25 protein-coding genes are annotated in these 24,762 nt (G+C 36.9%); 9 read left to right on the top strand and 16 right to left on the bottom strand.

Annotation, left to right across the window (positions count from 1 at the left end; all coding sequences use genetic code 11):
* Nucleotide 1: 1 nt before the first annotated feature.
* Both GTH25_RS09060 and GTH25_RS09065 read right to left on the bottom strand, forming a co-directional pair.
* Entirely contained in the window at nucleotides 2–208 is a 207-nt protein-coding gene (locus tag GTH25_RS09060; protein WP_371317006.1) for a YnbE family lipoprotein, read from the bottom strand.
* Complete coding sequence (locus GTH25_RS09065) at nucleotides 205–2,841, bottom strand: YdbH family protein (RefSeq protein WP_164530512.1); 2,637 nt, start codon at nucleotides 2,839–2,841, stop codon at nucleotides 205–207. The genes GTH25_RS09060 and GTH25_RS09065 overlap by 4 nt, the downstream gene beginning before the upstream one ends.
* A gap of 148 nt (nucleotides 2,842–2,989) precedes the next feature.
* On the opposite strand from GTH25_RS09065, the gene GTH25_RS09070 reads away from it, so the two are divergent.
* Nucleotides 2,990–3,988 carry a 2-hydroxyacid dehydrogenase gene (locus GTH25_RS09070; protein ID WP_075671123.1) on the top strand — a complete coding sequence of 333 codons (999 nt, stop codon included), beginning with the start codon at nucleotides 2,990–2,992 and terminating at the stop codon, nucleotides 3,986–3,988.
* A gap of 89 nt (nucleotides 3,989–4,077) precedes the next feature.
* Here GTH25_RS09070 and GTH25_RS09075 read toward each other — a convergent pair whose 3' ends face one another.
* From GTH25_RS09075 to GTH25_RS09085, 3 genes are all read right to left on the bottom strand, one after another.
* On the bottom strand, nucleotides 4,078–5,676 hold the full coding sequence (locus GTH25_RS09075; protein ID WP_075671121.1) for a methyl-accepting chemotaxis protein: 1,599 nt from the start codon (nucleotides 5,674–5,676) through the stop codon (nucleotides 4,078–4,080).
* A gap of 520 nt (nucleotides 5,677–6,196) precedes the next feature.
* Nucleotides 6,197–6,673, bottom strand: coding sequence for an NUDIX hydrolase (locus GTH25_RS09080; protein WP_075671119.1), 477 nt, complete (start codon nucleotides 6,671–6,673; stop codon nucleotides 6,197–6,199).
* 65 nt (nucleotides 6,674–6,738) lie between these two features.
* Entirely contained in the window at nucleotides 6,739–7,359 is a 621-nt protein-coding gene (locus GTH25_RS09085; RefSeq protein WP_075671117.1) for a TetR family transcriptional regulator, read from the bottom strand.
* A gap of 89 nt (nucleotides 7,360–7,448) precedes the next feature.
* Between GTH25_RS09085 and GTH25_RS19285 the strand changes: the two genes are divergently transcribed.
* The 5 genes from GTH25_RS19285 to fetB all read left to right on the top strand — a co-directional run bounded on the left by GTH25_RS19285 (nucleotide 7,449) and on the right by fetB (nucleotide 11,294).
* Nucleotides 7,449–8,363, top strand: a complete 915-nt coding sequence (locus GTH25_RS19285; RefSeq protein WP_075671115.1) for a helix-turn-helix domain-containing protein — start codon at nucleotides 7,449–7,451, stop codon at nucleotides 8,361–8,363.
* A gap of 181 nt (nucleotides 8,364–8,544) precedes the next feature.
* The gene (locus GTH25_RS09095; protein ID WP_099660363.1) at nucleotides 8,545–9,477 is read left to right on the top strand and encodes an acyl-CoA thioester hydrolase/BAAT C-terminal domain-containing protein; all 933 of its coding nucleotides are present in this window, start codon (nucleotides 8,545–8,547) and stop codon (nucleotides 9,475–9,477) included.
* Nucleotides 9,455–9,658, top strand: a complete 204-nt coding sequence (locus GTH25_RS09100; RefSeq protein WP_156733461.1) for an EamA family transporter — start codon at nucleotides 9,455–9,457, stop codon at nucleotides 9,656–9,658. Before GTH25_RS09095 ends, GTH25_RS09100 begins: the two co-directional genes overlap by 23 nt.
* Nucleotides 9,659–9,819: 161 nt before the next feature.
* On the top strand, nucleotides 9,820–10,470 hold the full coding sequence (fetA, locus tag GTH25_RS09105) for an iron efflux ABC transporter ATP-binding subunit FetA (RefSeq protein ID WP_075671109.1): 651 nt from the start codon (nucleotides 9,820–9,822) through the stop codon (nucleotides 10,468–10,470).
* Between the two features lie 50 nt (nucleotides 10,471–10,520).
* The gene (fetB, locus tag GTH25_RS09110) at nucleotides 10,521–11,294 is read left to right on the top strand and encodes an iron efflux ABC transporter permease subunit FetB (RefSeq protein WP_075671107.1); all 774 of its coding nucleotides are present in this window, start codon (nucleotides 10,521–10,523) and stop codon (nucleotides 11,292–11,294) included.
* An 82-nt stretch (nucleotides 11,295–11,376) separates the two neighbouring features.
* Here fetB and GTH25_RS09115 read toward each other — a convergent pair whose 3' ends face one another.
* The 6 genes from GTH25_RS09115 to GTH25_RS09140 form a co-directional block, all read right to left on the bottom strand.
* Nucleotides 11,377–12,108 (bottom strand): DNA/RNA non-specific endonuclease, encoded by a 732-nt coding sequence (locus tag GTH25_RS09115; RefSeq protein WP_375546383.1) that lies wholly within the window; start codon nucleotides 12,106–12,108, stop codon nucleotides 11,377–11,379.
* Nucleotides 12,109–12,632: 524 nt separating this feature from the next.
* On the bottom strand, nucleotides 12,633–13,109 hold the full coding sequence (locus tag GTH25_RS09120) for a DUF6392 family protein (RefSeq protein ID WP_099660360.1): 477 nt from the start codon (nucleotides 13,107–13,109) through the stop codon (nucleotides 12,633–12,635).
* A gap of 57 nt (nucleotides 13,110–13,166) precedes the next feature.
* Nucleotides 13,167–13,610 (bottom strand): cysteine cluster protein YcgN, encoded by a 444-nt coding sequence (locus tag GTH25_RS09125; RefSeq protein ID WP_075671103.1) that lies wholly within the window; start codon nucleotides 13,608–13,610, stop codon nucleotides 13,167–13,169.
* Between the two features lie 36 nt (nucleotides 13,611–13,646).
* Nucleotides 13,647–14,303 carry a fumarylacetoacetate hydrolase family protein gene (locus tag GTH25_RS09130; RefSeq protein WP_075671101.1) on the bottom strand — a complete coding sequence of 219 codons (657 nt, stop codon included), beginning with the start codon at nucleotides 14,301–14,303 and terminating at the stop codon, nucleotides 13,647–13,649.
* 53 nt (nucleotides 14,304–14,356) lie between these two features.
* A complete protein-coding gene (locus tag GTH25_RS09135; RefSeq protein WP_164530514.1) occupies nucleotides 14,357–15,484 on the bottom strand; it encodes a lytic murein transglycosylase in 1,128 nt (375 codons plus the stop codon).
* Between the two features lie 24 nt (nucleotides 15,485–15,508).
* Nucleotides 15,509–15,796 carry a YcgL domain-containing protein gene (locus tag GTH25_RS09140; RefSeq protein ID WP_069369136.1) on the bottom strand — a complete coding sequence of 96 codons (288 nt, stop codon included), beginning with the start codon at nucleotides 15,794–15,796 and terminating at the stop codon, nucleotides 15,509–15,511.
* A gap of 133 nt (nucleotides 15,797–15,929) precedes the next feature.
* Between GTH25_RS09140 and minC the strand changes: the two genes are divergently transcribed.
* From minC to minE, 3 genes are read left to right on the top strand one after another with little or no spacing between them, the layout of a single operon-like run.
* The gene (gene minC, locus GTH25_RS09145) at nucleotides 15,930–16,631 is read left to right on the top strand and encodes a septum site-determining protein MinC (protein WP_075671097.1); all 702 of its coding nucleotides are present in this window, start codon (nucleotides 15,930–15,932) and stop codon (nucleotides 16,629–16,631) included.
* A 22-nt stretch (nucleotides 16,632–16,653) separates the two neighbouring features.
* Nucleotides 16,654–17,466, top strand: a complete 813-nt coding sequence (gene minD, locus GTH25_RS09150; RefSeq protein ID WP_099660358.1) for a septum site-determining protein MinD — start codon at nucleotides 16,654–16,656, stop codon at nucleotides 17,464–17,466.
* A gap of 3 nt (nucleotides 17,467–17,469) precedes the next feature.
* Nucleotides 17,470–17,739, top strand: a complete 270-nt coding sequence (gene minE, locus GTH25_RS09155) for a cell division topological specificity factor MinE (RefSeq protein WP_023582089.1) — start codon at nucleotides 17,470–17,472, stop codon at nucleotides 17,737–17,739.
* A gap of 373 nt (nucleotides 17,740–18,112) precedes the next feature.
* Here minE and rnd read toward each other — a convergent pair whose 3' ends face one another.
* From rnd to GTH25_RS09180, 5 genes are all read right to left on the bottom strand, one after another.
* Nucleotides 18,113–19,231: a ribonuclease D gene (rnd, locus tag GTH25_RS09160; protein WP_156733468.1), complete on the bottom strand. Its 1,119-nt coding sequence runs from the start codon at nucleotides 19,229–19,231 to the stop codon at nucleotides 18,113–18,115.
* A 98-nt stretch (nucleotides 19,232–19,329) separates the two neighbouring features.
* Nucleotides 19,330–21,018 carry a long-chain-fatty-acid--CoA ligase FadD gene (gene fadD, locus GTH25_RS09165; RefSeq protein ID WP_075671091.1) on the bottom strand — a complete coding sequence of 563 codons (1,689 nt, stop codon included), beginning with the start codon at nucleotides 21,016–21,018 and terminating at the stop codon, nucleotides 19,330–19,332.
* Between the two features lie 301 nt (nucleotides 21,019–21,319).
* A complete protein-coding gene (locus GTH25_RS09170) occupies nucleotides 21,320–21,916 on the bottom strand; it encodes a Slp family lipoprotein (protein WP_075671089.1) in 597 nt (198 codons plus the stop codon).
* A gap of 92 nt (nucleotides 21,917–22,008) precedes the next feature.
* Nucleotides 22,009–22,710 (bottom strand): tRNA (adenosine(37)-N6)-threonylcarbamoyltransferase complex dimerization subunit type 1 TsaB, encoded by a 702-nt coding sequence (gene tsaB, locus GTH25_RS09175; RefSeq protein WP_156733470.1) that lies wholly within the window; start codon nucleotides 22,708–22,710, stop codon nucleotides 22,009–22,011.
* A gap of 92 nt (nucleotides 22,711–22,802) precedes the next feature.
* Nucleotides 22,803–24,746, bottom strand: a complete 1,944-nt coding sequence (locus GTH25_RS09180) for a DNA repair helicase YoaA (RefSeq protein WP_083629065.1) — start codon at nucleotides 24,744–24,746, stop codon at nucleotides 22,803–22,805.
* Between the last annotated feature and the right edge of the window lie 16 nt (nucleotides 24,747–24,762).

Raw genomic sequence — 24,762 nt, forward strand, 5'->3', positions numbered from 1 at the left:
TTTAAAAAATGGCGCTGTTATTTTTTAAGAGATCTTCAACTTGTCTGTCTATTTTTACATTAATCTCATGTTCAATTTTTACGTTCATATTAATATTTATAGGTTTATCTGGTGTCGCGACTTCTAGTCGAATACATCCTGTTAAGGCTGATATTCCCATTATCAAAGCGGTTAATATAAAAAAATTTTTTAAAAATAATGGTTTCACTCTGACTCACTCCCTAAATCTGATAAGCTTTTTTCTAACCATTCTTCCAATTGTGAACCAAATCGTAAACTTCGCCATAATTGAAAGACATTTTCTTCATGTCGATAATTTAGATTAACCTGACGGCGTTTATCTTCTAGAGGGTTCGTTCCTTGAATTTCAGCCTCTAATATTAACTCACCTAAATTACTTAAATTGACACGAGTCCAAGAACGACTGATCTCTAAATACCGCAACCACGCCATCGCAATACCTGCTGACATATTATTATCGTCGATGGAATCAACAAAATCTTTATCAAGTCTTAACGTTAGGTAAGATGAATTAGCCAGCCAACCATCTTTAATAATCCATTGATTATTGTTAATAAAGAATGGAAACTCACCACTCACTTTACCTGATGCTGCAAACTGAGTCACTTTTAATAGAGTAAACAAATGACTTAATTGGATATTATCAATAGAAATAATAGCTGCATCATGTTGTGGTATCGCTAATTTTGCTAAAGATATTGTTCCATCCAGCATTGCGACATTAACGTTAGATAAGACTAATGGTTTACTTTCAGTTGCGGGATAAAAACCTTGGAGATCTGCCGTAATATCGGTCATTTCAAAAAGATTGTTAACTCGTTTTATCCGTAATTGAACGGGTTGTTTAACCCCTAATTGCCATTCATCCCCATTTAAACGCCAAGGCAAGATAAAATCCAAACCTTCTAAAACACCATCTTTTAGCCACATTCCACCTTGTTTAACAACAAGATGCCCACCAGCAATTAATCCTTGTTCTGGTGCAATAGAAAAATCAGCTTGTGTATACAATTCACCTTTATCAAGGGTAATGCCCAAATCAGCAGGTATTAGTGATTGAAAAACATTAATTGGTTGTGAAGGCCAACGCATTTGTCCTCTTAGTCTAGCACCATCCCACCGTGTATTAATTGCAATTGGTCCTATATTGGGTTTAGCGCTTAACTCACCTTTTACATTAAAATTAAAAGGTGATTCACCACTGACCGTAGCAATAAAATCTGTCTTATCTAAAAAACCACCAGCAGGAAAATCAATACGTTGACTCGTTAATTTTAGCTTTCCATTAAATGTTGGCTTTTTATCATCTCTGAACCAACGAAATGGACTTAATAAAGATAATCGTGGCGCAGTCATTGTAGTATGTTGATATTTTAAAACATCAAAACCTGTGTTGAGTTTCTCAAAACTCACTAATTTATCAGCCCAATAACCTGTTCCTGCAATATCCCAATGCGCTTTTAACGGTAGTAAATTTCCATCTCCCCAATAACGCCATTGCCAAGTTCCATTATCAGGTAAGAAATCAATTGCTTTACCTTGAAAATGAATACGGTAATCTCCCCAAATACTGTCTTGGGCGACGACTATCGCGTTTAAACGCCCATTAAAGCCTTTTGATGAAAAGGTGGTTCCAGCTAAAGGTAAACGAGCATCTGTTACAGTAAGTGTTTCAGTAACTGGCCCTTTGAAACGAAATAAAGATCCGGATTGAAATTCAATAGTAGGATCTGTCAACATGCCAGTGACTTTAACGGGTAATTGCACACTGGCTTGCATTAATTCTTTATTAACAACACCGGTGATTTGAATAGGGATTTGTGCATCTAGCCAATTTACTGTTGTTTCGGGGATCGATATCACCAAATTTCCTTTCCCTGCTTTACCTTCCGTCATCACGTTTAATCGTGCAGTTAATCTTAAATCCGTTAATCCTTTTTGCCATTGAGCGATATTAATATTTACACCACCTCGTAAAGGTTGATCTAATCCAAACCATTCCCAACGACCTTGCTCAATGAGGATATTTTCAGGTGTGACTGTCCAAGGTAATAAAGCCAGTGCATGTCCTCCACCTTGTTCAGCAATTGAAATAGTGCCAGATTGTCCAACCCATTCAAGAATAAAAACCAACGGATGTTCATAGTGAGAAGTTAATAACGTCGCATCGATGGTACCTTTTTCAGGTAAGGACGCGATATCTAGAGGAAGAGCTATTTCGGCAGCCAATTCGATATTGTTATCATCAGGTAAATTCACTTTAAGCTGTTTAATATCAAGCCACTGGTTATCTCTAATAAAAATACCAAGTTGAGCATTTTCTCCTTGGTAAGTAATTAGTCGCCCATTATTTTGTGTTTTTAGTTGTAATGCACCTTGATAACGAGCATTTTCTTTTAAGAGTACATTATCGATACTGACGGATAAATAAGGTATTGAAGTTAATAGTGAATTTATCTCAAGTGGAACAGTTGCCGTTTCTTCTTGTTTACTTGCTGGCATCATTGAAAAACATTGTTCATCAATGGCAAGTTGCTGGCTATTAAATTGAAGTTTATCAATTTGCTCTTTTTGATAAGTAAAAACAAAGTTATTAAGACTAGCTAAAGTACAACTTTCTGCCTTTAATGCGATATTTTCAATTGAAACCCCTATGCGCTGTAACTTGGGTTGCGATAAAGAAAGTGTTACACCTTCAGGCAAATAATAGTGAGCAACCACGGGCAACCAACGAGGAATAGACACCCATAAAGCAGTGCCAATTAGACCTGTGCCTAGTAGTATCGTCCCTGTCCATTTGATTGTTTTTCTTAACAACACATCATATTCCTTTTAAACAAATCTGAATCATCCACTTACCTTGCTAAATTGTTTATAATGATAGTATTAATTTCTTTCATATTGGGGCTGGATAATTCTTGTTTTCCGGCCTCTGAATAAAAATTTAATCGAGAGTAGAGAAGACTGGATGAAAATCGTTTCCTATAGTACTAAACATTATGATCGTAAGCACATGGAATGGGTCAATCAACATAATGGATATCATTATGATATTGAATATTTCGATTTTAATTTGACAGAGCAAACCGCAAAAAATGCCGTTGGCGCTGATGCTGTGTGCATTTTCGTCAATGACGATGCAAATCGTGCGGTTTTACAAGAGCTTGCTAGCCTTAATATACGCATCCTCGCATTACGCTGCGCAGGATTCAATAACGTCGATTTAGAAGCTGCAACTGAATTAGGAATAACGGTTGTTCGTGTGCCGGCTTATTCACCAGAGGCTATTGCAGAACATGCTGTTGGTATGATGCTGTCACTTAATCGTCGTATACACAGAGCTTATCAACGTACTCGTGATGCAAACTTCTCATTAGAAGGCTTAACTGGTTTTAATATGCATAATCGTACTGCCGGTATTATTGGTACAGGTAAAATAGGATTAGCAACATTGCGCATATTAAAAGGCTTTGGCATGAAGTTGCTTGCTTATGATCCTTATCCAAATCAAGCAGTACTTGATTTAGGTGCCGAATATGTCGATCTGGCAACACTCTATGCAAATTCTAATGTTATTTCGTTACATTGCCCATTAACCGCAGATAATCATCATCTATTAAATGAAACCGCTTTTGCACAAATGAAAGATGGAGTGATGATTATTAACACCAGTCGTGGTGCTTTAGTGGATTCTGCTGCTGCTATTAATGCATTAAAACAAGGTAAGATTGGTGCATTGGGAATGGACGTTTATGAAAATGAGCGTGACCTTTTCTTTGAAGATAAATCAAATGATGTTATTCAAGATGATATTTTCCGTCGTCTTTCTTCTTGTCATAACGTGTTATTTACAGGACACCAAGCTTTCTTAACGGAAGAAGCATTAATTAGTATTAGCGAAACAACACTGCACAATATTAAAGACGTTGCTTCAGGTAATGAATGCGTTAATCAGATCAAATCTTAATTTTAAGTATTAAGAAGATATGTAACAAAAAGCCCCCTTCTACATAAATTAGTAAAGGGGGCTTATTTTATTGATTAGCGATACGACACTTATTTTTGTTGAGTATCGATAACTTCTGCTGACTGCGTTGATTCAAAGCGTGAAAGTGTTTCTTTCTCTTCGTCTACTTTGAATTGTGAAACTAATTTAGCTAATTGATGAGCTTCATCATCCATATTCGCTGTGATAGCCGCTGATTCTTCAACCAATGCCGCATTTTGCTGAGTAACAGTATCCATTTCACTAACAGCTAATGCAATTTGATTAATCCCCATACTTTGTTCATTTGAAGCAAGGGCAATCTGTTGCATAAAATCATTCACCTGATTAATAGTTGTGACGATCTCTGACATTGAGCGTCCAGCTTGAGCAACTTGCTGAGAGCCAACATGCACTTTATTAACAGAATGTGTTATCAAATCATTGATCTCTTTCGCAGCTTCCGCACTACGACTCGCCAAACTACGCACTTCAGATGCCACAACGGTAAATCCTCTGCCTTGCTCACCTGCTCTTGCTGCTTCAACTGCCGCATTCAACGACAAAATATTCGTTTGATTGGCAATGCTGTTAATAATGTCATTGATATCTGCAATTTTCTTCGCGCTTTCAGAGATTGAGGACATGGTTTCTACCACGCTATCCATCACATTTTCGCCATTTTGAGCAGATGTCGTTGCTGTTAGTGCTAATTTGCTTGCTTCACGCGAGTTATCCGCATTTTTCTCAACTGTTGTTTTAATTTGCTCCATACTGGCAACAGTTTCTTGTAATGCGCTAGCTTGCTCTTCAGTTCGAGATGATAAATCTGTATTTCCTGTCGCGATTTCACTTGCACTAACACTGATAGTATTAACGGCATTTTTCACGGAAGAAATCATATGGCTTAATGAGTTTTTCATTTTATTCATTTCATTGAATAACTGACCAAACTCATTAGTACCGTGATTATCTACACGCATACTTAAATCGCCTTGACTCATCTTACTAAAGATATTAATTAATACTTTGATATTGCCAATAAAGGTATGAGAGAACCAACGTAATATAATGAAAAATAAAAGAATAACAATAACACCTGTCGTGATTGATACCAGCATTAAACGTTCTTGAGATGTTTTTGCAATATCGATATAGCTATTTTCGATACCATTAGCCACGGCGTAATATTGCATCGTGATATCATTGAGCTCATCCATTTTAATACTGGCGGAGTGTGTTGTTAGCTCACCTCTACGCAATCTCTCTAGTGCACCAGTAAAGATATCGAGCAACTCATCAAAACGCTTTGTCATATCATCAGCTAATTCTCGACCTTCTAAGGTGAGTTTCTCTGTGTCTGACCAACGGTGGATCTCTTCACGCGTTATTTCAATATATTCTGCGGTTTGGTGAAAGTATTTTGCTGAGGGTTTTTCATTCACCCGTAATTGTCCATCTAACCCATTAATATTTGCCCTGATCACGGCCATTTGATATCGCGCTTTGCCCATAAGTAACATTTGCTGGCTTAGGCTATTTGATGAAACGAAATTATTATAGGATCGAGTGGAAGCATCATAACTAAAATAAATAATGCTCATAATCAACGCAAATAAAATGGCCAGCATGACCTTAACGGTCTTTTCTATACTGATATTTTTAAACATGGTCATATTCCATCAAAATATACAGAATTTTTTATCTGTACATTTGTAAGATATCAGAATGCGCTCTTTCTCTGACAAAGAGCATATTCCCTGGTGTAAATAAAATAAGGCTAAAATTTATTCATTAGAATATAAAGGCACGTAGGTTCTGCCTTTGTTTATAATGTCGGTAATAATGAGGAAAAACTTTAGAGTGCAGTGAAAACCATTTTTCATTTATTAAATAAACGATTACTTCATCCATCTAGATACAAATTAACTATACAATATCCTGCAATGAGAATGATTTTACTCAGAAAAAGATAATTTATTAATTGTTTTTTAGTTTTTGAAGTTTTATTTGTGTTTTTTTACATTTATATTTAATAGGTATATTCACCTATTAACATTAATTTATTTAACTTCAAAGTTAGTTTATAGTGAGTTTTAAAAGTGATTTGTTTCCAATAAAAATAAAGCAGTTTCTAAAAACTGCTTTTATTGTTTACTTATTATGAGTAATTTAGCTTTATTAAGAAACTTAAATAATTTTTTTTATTAATAGTTTTTCAGTTAGTTCAATAAGTCTTATCACATTTAATGGTGTTTCTAATTTTTTAACTTCATCCAAAGAAAGCCATTGGAAAGATTTATTTGTTAATTGGCTATTTTTTAACGGCTTACAAAGGTAAATCATATCAATGTGATAATGAAATCCTTGTTTTTTATCGTGGATGGGTTCTTTTAAAATGGCGAGGGGTTTTACAAGTTCAATAACATCATTGTTATTTAGGTTAAGACTAAATTCAGGTTGATAACAAAGACACTCACACAGTAAACCTGTTTCTTCTTCTATTTCTCTTAATACTGCATCTTGTGGCTCTTCATTTTCTTCTATATGACCACCTGGTGGTAACCAACAGCCTATTTTAGAATGCAAATGGAGAAGGAATTTTCCCTGCCCATTGAATACAATGCCCGTTGCGGTGAAATGACTCTTAGGCACTTCTATTGTCATAATATTCTGAACCTTTGTTTTGTGTATTTTGATCCAATGTACATCAATCTATCATTATTTTTGTACTATTCATGTTTTTTCGCATTTATTGAGGATTGTTTTATTCCCATTAAAAAATCAGAAAATATCGTTTTAAACTCCTTACAGGCATTTTCAGGTAATATAGCTTCATTCTTTAAATTAATCGCGATATGCGTGACAAAACCATAAATTAAATTCACGACAATATCAGGAGAATAGGTACAAATTTCTTGTTTGTTATAGAGGGTATCTACACATTTTTTAATTCGAGGAATAAGAATTTGTGAATCAATTTCGTCCCATTCTTTCCAACCTAGAACGGAAATTATTTCTTGTAAGGGAATAAGCTTATCTTTATGTTGATAAATATGATCAACACAGAAACTAAAAATAGCCTCTAACTCTTGCCACTGATCATCATAGGTAGGAATTTGAACCAGTTTTTCGACGACCTTATCAACCTGAAAAAGGTAGCACTCTTTTAATAATGCTTTCTTATTACTAAAGTGGTGATAAAAAGCCCCTTTCGTTACTCTTGCGTGACGTGATATTTCATCAACGGAAACATCACAATAGTTCTGATTTATAAATAGTTCTTGTGCTGCTTCACGTAGTGCAGTGCGCGTTTGCTCTGAATTCTCTTGTTGCCGTGATTTTATTTTCATGATAAAACCCTTAAAACATACCATAAGTATGTAATAATATATGGGTATCAGTTTCATGTAAACTGAACAAAATATTTCAGGAAATTATCATGTCATCTCAGTACAATGGGCTTACCCCCTCAAATACCTTATCCACTTTTAATATAGAAATTATCAAAGAACTCCTTCTCTGGATTGAGGTGAATCTGGAAAAACCGTTGCTACTTGATGATGTTGCGATCCGTTCTGGTTATACCAAATGGCATTTACAACGCGTGTTTAAACAAGCAACGGGATTAACACTTGCTTCGTATATTCGAGGAAGACGTTTAACAAAAGCAGCAACCGAATTACGATTAACTAAATTGCCTATTCTAACAGTAGCATTACGTTATCAGTTCGATTCCCAGCAATCATTTACGCGTCGTTTTAAAGCAACCTTTGGTGTAACACCCACAGAATATCGTAAACTAGATAACCTTTGCGGTGATAACTTTCAGCCACCAATCAATTTTGATGTTGTTGATTTGCCTATTCCTAAAATTATGGAGTTACCTGAAAGTTATGTTTATGGGATGCAATATCAGTATTTTTGCTCTATTGAAGATATAGGTAAATTGCACGAAGATATTCGTCACCAATTTTGGAATGATTTTTTACTGTATACGGATAAAAACTTTACAGAAAGTACTGTACTTATCTCATACCAACCGAACACATTACGTAAAAATAAAATCCAGATTGATTATGAAATTGGGTTAAATAGCTTAGATCATTTTACAAAAACCAGCGGTTTTAGAAAACGCGTGATTGAGGCAGGACGTTATGTCAGATTCCAATTTAAGGGAACGCTAGAAGAATATAAACAATTTGCGATGAAAATTTATTTTTATACCCTTCCCGCATTAGGTTTATGTCGTCGCTTAGGTGCTGATATTGAAAAATATGTCAGTATAGAAACTGATGTTGATTTAATGGAATTGCCAAAAACCTTAGAGATTGATTATTTCGTTCCTATTCATTAATGATCCCCAATTAGCCTGAATTTTCAGGCTATTTTATTAAGAATGGATTAATTTTATAGAGACTACCTGTGCGATAAATTTTTCATTACTTGTTTCTGTACAATAATTCACTAAATTAGCTGTTTACTTATTATTAAAATAAAATTTTTATCGCCCCCCTACAAAAACAAACAAGGCAATCATGCGCACTTCACTTCTATTTTTACTCTCTACTTTTTTACTTCCTTCTTTTGCAAGTTATGCAGAAATATCGACACATTTACTCTCACGTAAAGATGGCAGTGAAATTAGCTATTACTTGGATAAACGATCTGAAAAAAATCAAACTCTCTTGGTGTTAATGCAAGGCTCTGACTGTAACAGCATTAAAAATAATACATTTATTCAAGAAACCTTTGGTCAGTGGTTACCCAATAGTGATGTTTTAATGGTAGAAAAATACGGTATTACTGCTCAATTACCTTATTCACAATATGATGGTGAACGTGTTGATTGCCCTGAAAGCTATAAGCTTCATGATAATCCTAAACAACGAACTGAAGATTATGAGGCTGTGTTAGATAAATTATCGTCACAGTATCCAAATATTATTTTAATTGGTGGAAGTGAAGGTGCCACGATGGTGCATTTAGTGGTAGCTAAACGTAATGATATAAAAGCGGCTATTGCACTAAATGGTGGGGGGCGTTTTTTTCTTGATGATGTTCTTTATAATATCCGTCTTACCACACCGAAAGAACATATTAAAGATGCGCTAAGTGGCTTTCAGCAATTTGCTGATGCAATAAAAAATAATCAAATAGATAATGAGCAATTTGTCAGTGAGCATAGTAAATCATGGTGGCAACAATATTTTGCTATTGATTTACTTAATGTTATTAAAAGCAATCAACACACCCCTATCTTAATTATTCAGACACTTAATGACGCAAATGTAAATGTCGATGCATTTAATCAATTAAGCCAAGATATCAACCAACCTAATGTGAAGTTTATTAAATACGATAAGTTAGATCATGGGTTTTATAATGAACAAGGTGAGCGTTTAACGAGTGAAATAATCAATGATATAAAGCATTGGTACTCTCAATATGAAAAACAATCCAAAGAGTGATTTAACGGCTTATTTATTACTAGCCTTAGTCTCTATCGTTTGGGGTGGGACTTTTATTGCGGGGCGAGTTATCTCGGCTGAAATTGATGGTTTATTACTTGCTACATTGCGCTTTGTTATCGCGACTATCTGCCTGCTCTTTATTTTATTCTTAACAAAATTCAATTTGGCATTTTTTTAGTCAACCGAGAAAAATAAATTTATCTTTTTTATTGGCTAGCATTCTTATTATCCTATACTTAAAGAGTAACAAAATTGCTTACTAACTGATTTAAAGCAGGATCTTTATATCGTTAATTCTATATAATGATAATTATTCTCTCTTTTAAGTTTGGGATAAGAATGGAAAGCACGACTGCACTTTTACGTCTTGATAAAATAGGTTATCAGGTCAATAACAAAACTATCCTTGATAACATCAATTTTGAACTTCAACCTTCTGAATTTAAACTTATCACAGGCCCTTCAGGTTGTGGTAAAAGCACCTTACTCAAGATTGTCGCTTCTCTACTATCACCTACCAGTGGTTCAATTTTCTTTGAAGATAAAGACTATTTAACGTTTTCACCCGAAGAATATCGCCAACAGGTTTCTTATTGTACTCAAACACCGATGTTATTTGGTGAGACGGTTTACGATAACCTTAAATTTCCTTATTTCTTACGAAAACTTTCGGTAGATGATAAGAAACTTGTACATGATTTGGATTATTTTTGTTTACCTGCATCCATTATGAAAAAGGGAATTAATGAACTTTCGGGAGGAGAAAAACAACGTATTTCACTGATAAGAAATCTGCAATTTATGCCAAAAATCTTATTACTTGATGAGATAACAAGTGCATTAGATGAAGATAATAAAACAAAAGTGAATGATGTTATTCACCACTACGTTAAAGATCAAAATCTCGCCGTATTATGGGTCACTCACGATCAAAATGAAATAAAACATGCTGATGATGTGATCTTATTACCTTCTCACAATGATGCCTGATTTTTTATTTCTTTATCAGTCACCCTTTTGTTATGAGCGAACATAATATTATGAACGAACATACGATAAGCAATGAATCTCTGATTTTCTCGCTTTTATTAGTTCTCGTGGCTATTTTTATTAGTCGCAAAGAAAAACTAGCTTTAGAAAAAGATATTATTTGGAGTACAGCAAGAGCCATTGTTCAACTATTAATTGTTGGCTATGTCTTGACCTATATTTTCCATGTTGACCATTTTATTCTTACTTTCTTAATGGTGTTATTTATCTGCTATAACGCCGCCTATAACGCCAAAAAGCGGAGTAAATACGTCAAAGATATCTTTCTGATCTCTTTCACCGCTATTACGACTGGAGCATTATTAACTTTAACTATTTTATTGCTCACCAGTTCCATTGCTTTTACCCCCATTCAAATTATTCCTATTACGGGGATGATTGCGGGTAATGCAATGATAGCAACGGGACTTTGTTATAATAATTTAGGTCAACGTTTTCAAAATCAACAGCAACAATTGCAAGAGATGTTAAGCCTTGGTGCAACACCTAAATTAGCCTCAATGAGTATTATTCGAGATAGCATTAAATCTTCATTAATTCCAACTATTGATGCCGCAAAGACTGTCGGTATTGTGAGTTTGCCGGGTATGATGTCAGGGCTTATATTTGCAGGTGTTGATCCTTTACAAGCTGTTAAATATCAAATTATGGTGACTTTTATGTTGATGGCAACAGCCAGTATTTCAACTATTATTGCTTGCTATTTAACCTATAAGAAGTTTTTTAATCAGCGCCACCAGCTTATTAATTTAGAAAACCGCTAAGTATAGCTATTTAGAAATATTGCAAAAGGTCACTTAATAAAGTGACCTTTTTTATTACTTACTGAGAAGTCGGTTTAAAAGCTTATTTTAATACCGTACATCCCATTTTTTTAACTAACTCACCTGCTTGAGATTTCACACTTTGAGCACTTTCAGGTAACTGACTCCAAAGTGTTAAACCTGTACGTACTTCCACTTCTGCCGCCGTTACTTGGAATTCACAGAAATTTGCTTTTTTCGGTGTTTGTTGATCCATAATAAACGCTGCATAAGAGGAGCTTTCTGGTGAATCATTTAGAAAAACCACTTTAAAATAAGCACTTGGAATTGTGTGATCTTTATCTGTACTTGGTAATTTACCCATATCTCTTTCGTAGATAGGCCCTGTAACAGTAAAGACTTTGTGACCTTCTTTTGCCAAATTACGCTCTTGATCTTCTAGTCTTACCCAAGCACCTTGGTTTAAGTCTGCTTTTTGCGGTGTAATATTAGAAAGATAGTTAAGCGCATTCCAACCTGGTAACGCAGCCAATGAAGCTAGAGGAGCTTGATGACCACGGTCAACTTTTAATGTGGCATTAGCATTTTTGTAATCCGCTGGCGATAAGGTTTCATCATTACCTAAAGCCGGATCTTTTTTCCAGTTACGTGCTTTACCACTACCGATACTGTCTTTAGTCACTAAATAAGCAACCCAGTCTGCAAACTTGGTTTCGCTATTATTATTTAATGTGTAAACATCACGTTGAATAGTGGTTTCACTGCCACCTAATGGACAACCAATACCACAGTTTTCATCATTCAATGCACGCATTGAAGTGTCACGCGCAACAGCAGATGAATAAGTTTCAAGTTCAGGCACTACCATCATCTCTGAATTAGCATAGCTGGTTGAAACCATAAGTAGTGATAAAACAATTGGAGTAATACGTTTCATATAAAATTCCTTTTTATAAAATGAAGAAACAAAAAAACTCGCCGAAGCGAGTCTTGATGTTCAAATAAGAGAAAATCCAATCTTCTCTTTCAGTAAATTCAGGTAATAAACGGCGAAGAAAAACGCATCATTTTAATAATGATGTATGTTTCAATCACTGAATATGACTCAGAATTTTGCTACGAAATATGGCGGATATTTTCACAGACCTAGAATGCAAAAAGCCCCGCATAAGCGAGGCATTTATTCATTTGGTTGGTGAAATTCAAATTTCCCACCATGAGAATAATAGTGAACTATATTTCCCATCTCGTCAATAGATTTTCTTAAAAAGATTATTTGGTGAATGACTTATTCTCTTATTAACTTCAAAAAGGAAATTTTTTGTTACTAACACAATATCAAGCTATGTAGTTAACATCCCACCGTTTTTCTAAACTTTCGCGTAATTCAAAGGTAAGCGAGATCACTACATTCTCACCAACATAGGGATATCTGGCGATAAAAATAACCTGATTATTATTGGGTAACTCAAAAACTTCAGCTTCACCTAAATGAAGTGACATTACAATTTTCTTTTTAGCAAAGCGGATCGGTTTTCCATAATGAGCATGTAACCACTCTTGTGTCATAAATGGCTGTAACCCGAAAGGAAGTGCGTGGGGGAAATGAAATTGCTTTGTTTTTTCATCAAATAGCGTCAGCGTGATTTCACTTAAACCGACACCATAGGGCTCAAAATATAAGTGAAGAGATTCTTTTCTCATCGCCAAACTGCCATTTTTAGGTTTGGACTTATAAGGAATTAAATTTTGATCGTAAACATCTTGATACTTCTTCCCTAATTGGGCAATTAGCCCAGCAATATCTAGTGTCATTACTTACATTCCTTAACAAAAGCTCCTATAAAGGAGCTTTTTAATGAAAATAAGAAATTAACCACGTCCTTTCGGACGATTAAGAATATGTTCTTCCCAATCTTCAACTTCAGTTTCTGGCACTGCTATATATCTTACAGAAATATTACCTTGGTGCATTTTTGCTTTATTACCTGCAATAAGTGGATGCCAACTTTGTAACGTTTTGCCTTCTGCTAACAGACGATACGCACATGTCATTGGTAACCACTCAAATGTAGGTAAATTATACCGTGTAAGCTTGATACAATCTGGCTCATAACGGAAACGATCTTCGTAATTACTGCATTGGCAGGTTTTAATATTTAGCTGATTACAAGCGACATTGGTAAAATATATCTCGTCAGTATCATCATCCATTAACTTGTGTAAACAACACTGCCCACACCCGTCACAGAGCGATTCCCACTCATCATCACTCATTTCATCTAATGTTTTAGTCTGCCAAAAAGCCTGTGTCATCTCTACGTTATTACCTTATTGCTCATCTAATACGAATTAAATAACCCGCGTTGTCAGCTGATGTTCATTAACACTTAATACCAACATATCGCCTGATTCTAGAGGGCCAACACCTTCAGGAGTTCCCGTTAAAATCACATCACCAGGACGTAGGGTAAAAAAGCGAGACATATAGCTGATAAGGGGTAAAACAGGGGTTAGCATATCACGACTGTTACCCTGCTGACGAATCTCGTCATTAACACGTAACATTAAATCTGCGTTTTGCGGGTCGCCAAATGAATTGACAGGGATAAAGCCCGATAATGGTGCAGAGCCATCAAACGCTTTACTTTTTTCCCACGGTTGCCCTGCTTTTTTCAATTTACCTTGTAAATCACGTAATGTGAGATCAAGACCAATACCAAAACCCGCAATTGCGCGATCAACTCTATCTTCATTAGCTTGTTTAAGTGGCTGACCAATCAGTACTGCTAATTCAATTTCGTGGTGAACCGCCCCCATATCTTTTGGGATAGCAATAGGTTGGCGAATATCACACATAGCTGTTTCTGGTTTGATAAAAATTACAGGCTCTTCTGAGCGAACGGACCCCATCTCTTTAATGTGATTTGCATAGTTACTGCCAACGCAAATCACTTTATTGACAGGAAAATCAAGTAATGCACCTTCCCAATCACGATGTTGATACATAATGTGTTCCTTTTAGGTAAATTGCTGTGTTTTATTTCACTGTAAAAACGCGATTAACTCGCGTTTGGCAGTGAATTTATTTTATTAGCAACGCCATCAGCCATTGTGACAATGCTAAGAGCAAAAAAGTAAGAGCTGTTCCAATGCATAATCGTACGGAAGTTCTGTGTCACTAAATAGCTTCTGTGCAAATCATCATCAGGAATAATTAACCATGTTGGCATTGCATCGTTCAATTGACTATTTGCAGGCAATTGAACACCCAATGCTTTCCATTGAGCAACCGTTTTTTTCTGCTCAGTCTTAATCCCTTCAAGCTGTTGGTTAAAATCTACCGATAAAGTAACTTGTTCTCCCCAAGGAAGTCCACTTTTCCAACCTTCCGTTGCTAAATAGTTAGCTGCCGAAGCAAATGCGTCTTCTTGGGTATTCCAAATATCAATTTTTCCGTCACCATTGCCATCTGCGGCATAAGTTAGGAAAGAAGATGGCATAAACTGAGTTTGCCCCATAGCGCCCGCCCAAGAGCCTTTGAGACGCTGTCCTTGAGGGATATGCCCTTCCTCAATAATCTCCAATGCTGCCATTAGCTGGCGTGTAAAGAGTTCTTCTCTGCGGCCTTCAAATGCGAGTGTTGCAAGTGCAGAAACAACATCTTCTTTGCCCTGCACTTTACCAAAGCCGCTCTCAAGTCCCCATAACGCAACAATATAGTTTGCAGGTACACCATATCTCTTGCTGATTTGTTCTAGAGTATCTTGATTCTCTTTATAGAGCTTGGCCCCTTGGTTTAAACGACCGTTAGTGACAATGCGTGGTAAATAAACATCGAGTGTGATTTTCTTTTCCGGCTGATTACGGTCTGATTTAATCACTCGTTCAATAAAATGGGCTTCTGAAAAAGCAAAATCTATTGTTTCTTGTTTATATCCCAACTGAGCTGCTTTTAATTTCAGAGCTTCAACATAAGCAGGGAATTGTGCAGAAATACGTGTCTCTTTAGGAAATGCTTGTTCTAACGATGCAACATCCACTTGTTTCCATCGAGGCGTTTTTTGTGTTTCAACTGCCGTTGCCTCTGGTGCAGTAATTTGTCTTTCAGCCAATTTTTGTTGGCCATTAGTACACGCCGATAACATTAAACCGGAAACAATCACAGCGATGAATGAATATTTGAACATTTATGCTCCTTTTATCTCGATGATTTATTCAGTTTTTTCTGATTTTTTTAATTCATCTAAATAAGCATTTAACATACTTTCGACAGGTGGCGGAACTTGTAAGTAAAAACCCTGCTCTACTAATGCTTTTTTGACTTTTTCAATGTCAGCATGCGCTAAACGCTGTCTGTCCGCGAGATTAAGCAACATTGAAAACTGTGGTTCGCCAAAACTTTGTAATAATTCGTCTGGAATTCGAGAGAAATCATCCTTTTTTTCGATGTATAAATAAGTTTGATCACGTTTGGTACTACGGTAAATTGCACAAATCATTTTCATTAAACTCTAATTATTAAAATAAGCGACTTGCCTGAATATTTTAGTAAATATAACATGCTTATATACTTTCGTAATATCGTCTCTGGTTTTTTGTGCCAGATTATAAAAAATTTACTGAGTCAGATAGATGTCAAACACGCCCATTGAGTTAAAAGGCAGTAATTTTACCCTTTCAGTACTCCATTTAAACGATGGAACACCGAAAGTTATTCGTCAGGCAATTTCAGAAAAAATTGCACAAGCGCCTCAATTTCTGAAAAATGCACCTGTGGTTATCAATGTCTCTGCTTTAGCAGATGAGAATATTGATTTTAAAAAACTGAGGCGAATTGTAGAAGATGCTGGCTTACGCGTCGTGGGAATTAGTGGTAGTTCAGACGCTCAACAGAAAGAAGCGATAATTGCCGCACAGTTACCTATCTTAAATGAAGGTAAAATAGTTAAGCCGAGCACTCAGGCAAATAACGATAAAACGAATGAAGCACCGACAGCTGTTCGTCAAAAAACAAAAATCATCCATACTCCTGTTCGTTCAGGTCAGCGCATTTATGCTCAAAATAGCGATTTAGTTGTTATTAGTAATGTGAGTGCAGGCGCTGAATTAATTGCTGATGGTAATGTTCATGTCTATGGTGTATTGCGTGGGCGTGTACTTGCTGGTGCATCGGGTGATAAAGAAAGCCATATTTTTTGTACACATCTGTCCGCTGAGCTTGTTTCTATTGCTGGTCAATATTGGCTAAGCGACCAAATTCCTACAGACTTTGTTGGTAAATCAGTACAACTTAGCCTGCAAGAGAATGAATTAACAATCGAGAACTTAATTTAGAGCATCGACAAGGAATCACTCCATGGCACGCATTATTGTTGTTACGTCAGGTAAAGGTGGGGTTGGTAAAACAACTTCCAGCGCGGCCATTTCTACCGGCCTCGCTCAAAAAGGTCATAAGACGGTTGTTATCGACTTTGATATTGGGTTACGTAATTTAGACCTTATCATGGGTTGTGAACGTAGAGTTGTTTATGATTTTGTTAATGTTATTCAGGGGGATGCATCTTTAAATCAAGCATTGATTAAAGATAAGCGCACAGAAAATCTGTTTATTCTCCCTGCTTCACAAACAAGAGATAAAGACGCTCTCACCCGTGATGGTGTAGAACAAGTATTAGATGAACTCGATGAGATGGGTTTTGATTTTATTATTTGTGACTCTCCTGCGGGTATTGAAAGTGGCGCATTAATGGCCCTTTATTTTGCAGATGAAGCCATTATTACAACAAACCCTGAAGTATCATCTGTACGTGACTCCGACCGTATTTTAGGAATTCTTGCTTCTAAATCACGTCGCGCTGAGCGTGGTCAAGATCCAATTAAAGAACATCTTTTATTAACTCGTTATAATCCTGGCCGCGTTAGCCGTGGTGATATGTTAAGTATGGAAGATGTCCTTGAAATTCTATGCATTCCACTATTGGGTGTTATTCCAGAAGATCAATCTGTTTTACGTTCATCTAACCAAGGTGAACCTGTTATTTTAGATGGCGAATCTGATGCAGGTAAAGCCTATTCAGATACAGTAAATCGTTTGTTAGGTGAAGAACATCCATTCCGTTTTATTGAAGAAGAGAAAAAAGGCTTTCTGAAACGCCTTTTTGGGGGGTAAAAGATGGCTTTACTAGATTTTTTCCTGTCGCGTAAAAAGTCGACAGCTAATATTGCCAAGGAGCGTCTGCAAATTATCGTAGCAGAACGTCGCCGTGGTGATAGCGAGCCAGCTTATTTACCTGATATGAAAAGAGATTTATTAGGTGTCATCTGTAAATATGTACAGATTGATCCAGAGATGCTTTCTGTTCAATTTGAACAAAAAGGCGATGATATCTCTGTATTAGAGCTAAATGTGACTTTACCTGAGAGTGAAGAGCCTACAAAGTAAATCATATTTTACGCTTTATCTAAGTCATTATTCACAGAGCCAGCCATAAACTATAATCAATTTGATTGGCTCTGTGTTTAATTATATACATATTGAAAACACCTGAATGCGCAAATAGCGCTATATCTTGTTGCTATTTTAATCATTGGTGATAAGTCACAGGAGACCGATTATTTTGTCATAATACTTATATTTACTAATAATCTATTTAGTCTATTTCTACCTTCACCTTCTTTAGGTGTTTTTTGTGTACAAAAAATAAGAGCCTCAAAAGAGACTCCTAATGTTATTCTTTATTTTGTTTATTTATTGAACTAAGAATCCTTTTTTATTTTAAGGAGATTAATTATTAGAAAATAAACAATCAACAAGACTATGGATATTGCGCCAGAATTTCTGTCACTTTTTCTTCTAATAATGCTTTACGCCAACGTGAAGTTAATTCAGGTTGCCCTTCTTTTATTTTCCAATGAATACTTAATAGCTGATTAATCTGCCTTCTTGAGGCTAACAGTTCAGGGTTGTAGCGCTTATCTTCACTAATTTCTTGAATAACTGCTTTAATCGCTTTAAATGCTTTTTTATAGTTTGGTTGTTCAATTAAATTACCAATAGGCTCTGGGCAATCTTCATCTTTAACTTCTTTAGCTTTAACAACAAAATCTAATAAACGACGGCCATGACAACGAATTTCTTGACCTGAAAGCGATAATGCATCGAGTTCTGCTAATGAGGATGGAAGGTAACGAGCAACAGACCATAAGTGTTCTTCTCTTACAACAAAGTTTAATGCCATATCTCGAGCTTTAGCTTGATTTAAGCGCCACTGAGCAAGCATTTGTAAACATGCTAACTGTTGGTCTTTTAATTGCCATGCATTGCTAATATCACGATAGGCGAGCTCTGGTACAACCGTTTCTTGTCGACGCTCTGCAATCATTTTGCATTCATCTGCGATCGCATCCATATAGCCTGCTTCTTCAGCTTCTTCAATTAATTTTTCAGCTAAAGGTAGTAAGTAGAAAACATCACCACTAGCATATTGGCACTGTTTTTCAGTTAAAGGGCGCGCTAACCAGTCTGTTCGGGATTCACTTTTATCTAGTGCAACATTTTCATATTTCTCAACTAATGTCGCGAAACCACAAGAGATAGGATGGCCTAAAAATGCAGCGACTACTTGAGTATCAATCATCGGTGTTGGAACACAACCAAACTGGTGAGAAAAAACTTCGAGATCTTCACTTCCAGCATGGAGAAACTTCATGATGCCCGGGTTTGTTAATAGCTCAATGAAAGGAGCCCAATTCTTAATTGCTAACGGGTCAATAAGAGAGATCTGTTTACCGTCATACATCTGGATCAAACCAAGATGAGGGTAATAGGTACGTATGCGGACAAACTCTGTATCTAAAGCAATTTGTGAAGCCTCTGAAGCAGCTTTACAGGCGGAATCTAGTGCAGTGTCTGTCGTAATCAATTGATAATTCAAAACAGGTTTCTCTTGTTTTTATGTCTAATGACTTTTTATGTGATCACAAAAACGCCGGTATAAACCGGCGAAATTGAAAAAGGTTATTGAGTGTTGTATCAAGATTCAGTTGAGGTTTTCAACTCTTTTTCTTCATTTCTTAACTCTCTGCGTAAAATTTTACCAACATTTGATTTTGGTAATTCATCACGAAACTCAATAATTTTAGGTACTTTATAACCTGTTAGGTAACGACGACAGTGTGTTTTTATCTCATCTTCCGTTAATGATGGATCTTTTTTCACAATGAAAACTTTAACTGTTTCACCTGAGTTTTTGCTCGGTACGCCAATTGCAGCCGACTCCAAAACCTTAGGATGTGCCGTAACGACTTCTTCGACTTCATTAGGGTATACATTAAAGCCTGAAACTAAGATCATATCTTTTTTACGGTCAATGATACGAATAAAGCCTTCGTCATCCATTGTCGCAATATCACCTGTTGCGACCCAACCATCGTGTAGAACTTCATCAGTTGCATCAGGGCGATTCCAATAACCCTTCATTACCTGAGGGCCACGAACCCACATTTCACCGCCTACAGTGCGGTCAACTTCGTTACCTTCATCATCAATAAACTTAACGTCCGTTGAAGGTACAGGTAATCCAATACTACCACTGTATTTTTTCAGATTATAAGGGTTACCAGTGACTAAAGGAGAACATTCCGTCAAGCCATAACCTTCTAATAAATGTTTACCCGTTAACTCTTCCCACTCTTTAGCAACACTACTTTGAACAGGCATACCGCCGCCAACAGAGAGATTCAATTTGGAGAAATCGAGTTGACGAAATTCTGGATTTTGCAACCAAGCATTAAATAAAGTATTTACGCCAGTGATTGCCGTGACAGGGTAACGTCCTAGCTCTTTAATTGTACCTTTCACATCACGAGGGTTAGTGATAAGTAAGTTTTTACCACCAATTTCAATAAAGAGTAGACAGTTAACGGTTAAAGCAAAAACGTGATACAGCGGTAATGCAGTTACCACCAGCTCTTTGCCTACATTTAGTGCGGGTACATAAGCCGCTTTCGCTTGCTCAAGGTTTGCCAACATATTGCGATGCGTTAACATTGCGCCTTTAGCAATTCCCGTTGTGCCTCCTGTATATTGCAAGAAGGCTAAGTCTTTACCTGTAATTTCAGGTTTAATATATTGCATACGATAGCCAAAATGCATTGCTCTACGAAATGAAATTGCATCAGGCAAATTATATTTAGGAACTAATCGTTTGATATATTTAACAACAAAGTCGACTAATGTTGCTTTAGGACGGGATAGTTGATCACCCATTCGGGTCAAAATAACGTGTTTAATACTGGTATTAAATACGATTTTTTCGAGCGTATGCGCAAAGTTAGAGACTATTACAATGGCACTTGCACCACTGTCATTTAACTGATGTTCAAGTTCTCTTGGTGTGTAAAGTGGGTTTACGTTTACGACAACCATGCCTGCACGAAGAATACCGAAAAGCGCGATAGGATATTGCAGTAAATTAGGCATCATTAAGGCGACACGATCACCTTTTTTCAATCCTAAGCCATTTTGCAGGTATGCTGCAAAAGCACGGCTACGCTCTTCAAGTTTGCGATAAGTCATGACCTCGCCCATATTGATAAAGGCGGGTTGATCTGCGTAATTTGCGACAGCGTTTTCAAGCATCTCTGCAAGGGATGCAAAACGGTCCGGGTCAATTTCAGCCGGGACATCTGCCGGATAACGTTTAAGCCAGACTTTTTCCAAAGTAGTACTCCTGATTAATCGCACTTCTTGGGTTAATATTGTGTTTCATTTTTAACAAAGTATTAACTCATCCTACCAGCACAAACAATTTTCTGTTGTGAAGATGCGAAGTGTGTCACTAAATATTTTATTTTTAGATTAACAAAAAAGAAGGCGGTCAAAACCGCCCTCTCTTTTATTTTTATTCAACTTTAATAACTCTATTAGATAGTTACCTAATATATTATAGATATTGATTATACACCGTTTCACACAAATGAAGATAAAATATTATATCGTCATGCAATCTAATGCCCGCTTTTTATTCTAAAACGGGTACAACCTGACCAGTTCCATATGGATATCCACCATAACCGCCATATCCATGGTGATAACCCCAATATGGGCCATCTCCATAATATCCCCATGTCATAACAGGTGCGGGCATAATGACTTGCTGTGTCAGTGTCCAGCGTTTCATACCTGTCACATCAATACGTAAAAATGGATAACTGGCCTCACCAACTTTGCCAGTTTCAACACCTTTAATAGTACCAACAACGGTTACGTATTGATTTTTATAATCAGAGGGATCTAAGAAATGCATAACATTAGCATAGAGACGCCCAATAGAAGGCTGATGTAATTCGGGCGCAGCATCGTATTGAGAAAGAGGCATAACGGCAATTTCTAGCTGCGTTGATGATTGAAGATTTTTAACATCAATCACACGCCCACCAAAACGCCCTTCTTGACCAATATAAAGTTCAGGCGCAACAAAAACACCATTTAAATTAGTCACTGGCGTTGCTGATGTACCTTTTATTGATTCAGGTATAGAGACGCATCCCGCTAGAAACAAAGCACCAGATAGAAATAGCGCTTTGCTTACCAAACGGTAGTTTAATTGTCTGTTCATAAACCACCTCATTGCAAGTCAATATTAACGTTACTCTATAATAATATTATAGCTTAGCTTCACTCTTAGGCTTCTAATAGATACTTCTAAATCTATTCACGGCCAGGCAGTTTTTTCCATGTCACTTCATTACGTAAATAAACTGGCTCAGCGTCTTCAACTTTCGTTGCTTTACCTTCATGCCAAGCGGTTACAGCAAGAGGTAACATATCTTGTGCAACAGGAAGCGTAATCTCAGTTTCAACAACAGTGAAAGGCAGTGCCTCTTTTAAATCAGGATAAGCTTGCCATCCTGTACCTGCCATCGCCCATGTTCCTGTTGTTAATTGTAATGCTTCAATAAATTGCTCAGGTTTCATTACGGCTTCAGTGTCTTCGCCTATCCAAACACCTTCATCATTACGCTGATATTGAGCGCAATAAATTTCACCCATACGCGCATCGATTGCCACGAGAACTTGTTTAATACCCGTTGTTCTAAAGACACCTTCAGCCATTGTGGCAAGTGATGAAATACCAATCATGGATAATTCTGCACCTAGCGCGATGCCTTGTGCAACACCTACACCAATACGAACACCTGTAAAACTTCCGGGACCTCGTCCAAAAGCAAGTGCATCTAATGATTGCAATGTGATGTTTGCTTCTTCTAAGGCGCTTTTCACCATAGGTAAAATCTTTTGTGTATGTTCACGAGGTGAGATTTCAAAACGTGAAGCAACAACGCCTTCATTCCAAACTGCAACTGAACAAGATTCTGTTGCAGTATCAATTGCTAAAATTCGCAGTGACACGCCATAACTCCGGCAAATTCGATAATTAAAAGAGGAAGAATAATATCATAATAGTGTTCAACAGAATAAACACACATTCTGTGCGATCGCTATTATGAATCCGATATTTCTTGTATTTCATTCTGCTGTGCGCGTTGGCTCAAAAACTTCATTGTTTTTTCGAGTGAACGCGTGCGAGGTGATGGAGGCAAACTACTTAAAAAAACTTCACCATAAGCACGAGAAACTAACCTATCATCACAAACTATAATTGCACCATAATCGTGTACATCACGAATTAACCGCCCAACACCTTGTTTTAAACTAATAACAGCATCAGGAATTTGGACGTCTCTAAAAGCATCTCCACCTCGCAATTCACAATCTTCAATGCGTGCTCTTAATAGAGGATCATCAGGTGCTGTAAATGGTAATTTATCAATAATCACGCAAGACAACGTATCGCCACGCACATCAACACCTTCCCAAAAACTTTGGGTCGCAACTAAAAGCGCATTTCCTGATGAAACAAATTTTTGCAGTAATTGCGTCTTACTCATTTCACCTTGCATCAATACAGGTAATGGCAAACTGGCTTTAAACTCTTCAGCAAGTCCACGCATCATGGCATGTGAGGTACAGAGGAAAAAACAGCGACCTTGGTTTTTTAAAATAACTGGCGTTAGCATAGTGGCTAAACGTTTTGCCGTATAAGGCTGATTTAATGGTGGCAGATAACGTGGCACACAGAGTAATGTTTGATGTTGATAATCAAATGGGCTGTTTAGGATCAGAGTTGTCGCACTTTCTAAGCCCAATCTATCTGTGTAATAAGACATCTGCTCATTTACAGAAAGTGTTGCTGAGGTAAATACCCAACTGCTTTTATGCGATTTGATTAATTCGCGAAATTTCTCTGCAACAGATAGCGGTGTGATAGCTAATAAAAAATGGCGACCATAACTTTCAAACCAATAGCTATAACCCGGAATTGTGGTATCAATCAGGCGTTTTAATCGATTGCGGTAAACAGTGGCACGTTCAAAAGCACTGTCAAGTAATTGGCTTCGCCCTAACGAGAGTTTCATTACGTCATAACTCAGTTCTAAGGCATCATCCAGTAACGTTAGAAAACGTTTTGTTTCGCCACCTTGCAATAGCTCACGTAAGTTTCCTCGATAACCTGTCTCACCTAACGCTAGGCGAAAATCCATTACCATCTGCGTTAATCTATCGGCACTTTTTTGTAACTGAACTTGGTCTCTCACTTCTGTGCGATAAGCAACAGTCATATCTCTGGCGAGATCAAACAACTGTCTACTGGTAAGTTGTTGGCCAAAATAATGGCTAGCAATATCTGGAATTTGATGGGCTTCATCAAAGATCATAATTTCAGCTTCCGGAATTAACTCACCAAAACCAGTATCTTTAACGACAGTATCTGCCATAAATAAATGGTGATTAACCACAACGACATCCGCATCCATTGCTTTTTTACGTGCGCTTAAAACATAGCACTCTTTATAACGAGGGCAATCACTCCCCAAGCAGTTATCGTTAGTGCTGGTGACTAAAGGCCAAACCCGACTATCTTCTGCAACACTATGACAACGGCTAACGTCACCATCTTCTGTTTGTGTTGACCATTGGCGTACATACATAACATCAGACAAAACTTCAGCTTCCAGATCACCACCACTGAGCATTTGCTGATCAAGTCGTTCTAAACAGAGATAGTTAGAGCGCCCTTTTAATAACGCCGTGTTACCATCATAATTAATCGCTTCAATGATCGTGGGTAAATCTCGGCTATATAATTGATCTTGCAAGGCTTTAGAGCCTGTTGAGATAATAGTTTTTTTACCCGAACGCAATGCAGGTACGAGATAGGCATACGTTTTTCCGGTACCTGTACCCGCTTCAGCAATAAGTACACCTTGCTTATCAATAGTTTCCGTTATTGATTTCGCCATTTGTCGTTGAGCTTCACGGGGATGAAATCCTGGAATAGTTCGGGTTAAAATCCCGTTTTCTGCAAAATCGTCTGACACAGGCATACTCTTTTTATAAAAT

It is taken from the genome of Proteus terrae subsp. cibarius (assembly GCF_011045835.1).
In the GTDB taxonomy this organism is placed as follows: Bacteria; Pseudomonadota; Gammaproteobacteria; order Enterobacterales; family Enterobacteriaceae; genus Proteus; species Proteus cibarius.

Bases quoted from the DNA above. Each gene is read 5' to 3' on its own strand.
- GTH25_RS09125 (WP_075671103.1), bottom strand. From the start codon at position 13,610: ATGACACAGGCTTTTTGGCAGACTAAAACATTAGATGAAATGAGTGAT.
- GTH25_RS09135 (WP_164530514.1), bottom strand. From the start codon at position 15,484: ATGTTCAAATATTCATTCATCGCTGTGATTGTTTCCGGTTTAATGTTA.
- GTH25_RS09080 (WP_075671119.1), bottom strand. From the start codon at position 6,673: ATGACAATAGAAGTGCCTAAGAGTCATTTCACCGCAACGGGCATTGTA.
- minE (WP_023582089.1), top strand. From the start codon at position 17,470: ATGGCTTTACTAGATTTTTTCCTGTCGCGTAAAAAGTCGACAGCTAAT.
- GTH25_RS09170 (WP_075671089.1), bottom strand. From the start codon at position 21,916: ATGAACAGACAATTAAACTACCGTTTGGTAAGCAAAGCGCTATTTCTA.
- minD (WP_099660358.1), top strand. From the start codon at position 16,654: ATGGCACGCATTATTGTTGTTACGTCAGGTAAAGGTGGGGTTGGTAAA.
- fetA (WP_075671109.1), top strand. From the start codon at position 9,820: ATGGAAAGCACGACTGCACTTTTACGTCTTGATAAAATAGGTTATCAG.
- GTH25_RS19285 (WP_075671115.1), top strand. From the start codon at position 7,449: ATGTCATCTCAGTACAATGGGCTTACCCCCTCAAATACCTTATCCACT.
- GTH25_RS09095 (WP_099660363.1), top strand. From the start codon at position 8,545: ATGCGCACTTCACTTCTATTTTTACTCTCTACTTTTTTACTTCCTTCT.
- GTH25_RS09180 (WP_083629065.1), bottom strand. From the start codon at position 24,746: ATGCCTGTGTCAGACGATTTTGCAGAAAACGGGATTTTAACCCGAACT.
- GTH25_RS09070 (WP_075671123.1), top strand. From the start codon at position 2,990: ATGAAAATCGTTTCCTATAGTACTAAACATTATGATCGTAAGCACATG.
- GTH25_RS09120 (WP_099660360.1), bottom strand. From the start codon at position 13,109: ATGACACTAGATATTGCTGGGCTAATTGCCCAATTAGGGAAGAAGTAT.
- minC (WP_075671097.1), top strand. From the start codon at position 15,930: ATGTCAAACACGCCCATTGAGTTAAAAGGCAGTAATTTTACCCTTTCA.
- fetB (WP_075671107.1), top strand. From the start codon at position 10,521: ATGAACGAACATACGATAAGCAATGAATCTCTGATTTTCTCGCTTTTA.
- GTH25_RS09085 (WP_075671117.1), bottom strand. From the start codon at position 7,359: ATGAAAATAAAATCACGGCAACAAGAGAATTCAGAGCAAACGCGCACT.
- GTH25_RS09115 (WP_375546383.1), bottom strand. From the start codon at position 12,108: ATGCGTGCATTGAATGATGAAAACTGTGGTATTGGTTGTCCATTAGGT.
- GTH25_RS09140 (WP_069369136.1), bottom strand. From the start codon at position 15,796: ATGATTTGTGCAATTTACCGTAGTACCAAACGTGATCAAACTTATTTA.
- GTH25_RS09075 (WP_075671121.1), bottom strand. From the start codon at position 5,676: ATGTTTAAAAATATCAGTATAGAAAAGACCGTTAAGGTCATGCTGGCC.
- GTH25_RS09100 (WP_156733461.1), top strand. From the start codon at position 9,455: ATGAAAAACAATCCAAAGAGTGATTTAACGGCTTATTTATTACTAGCC.
- GTH25_RS09130 (WP_075671101.1), bottom strand. From the start codon at position 14,303: ATGTATCAACATCGTGATTGGGAAGGTGCATTACTTGATTTTCCTGTC.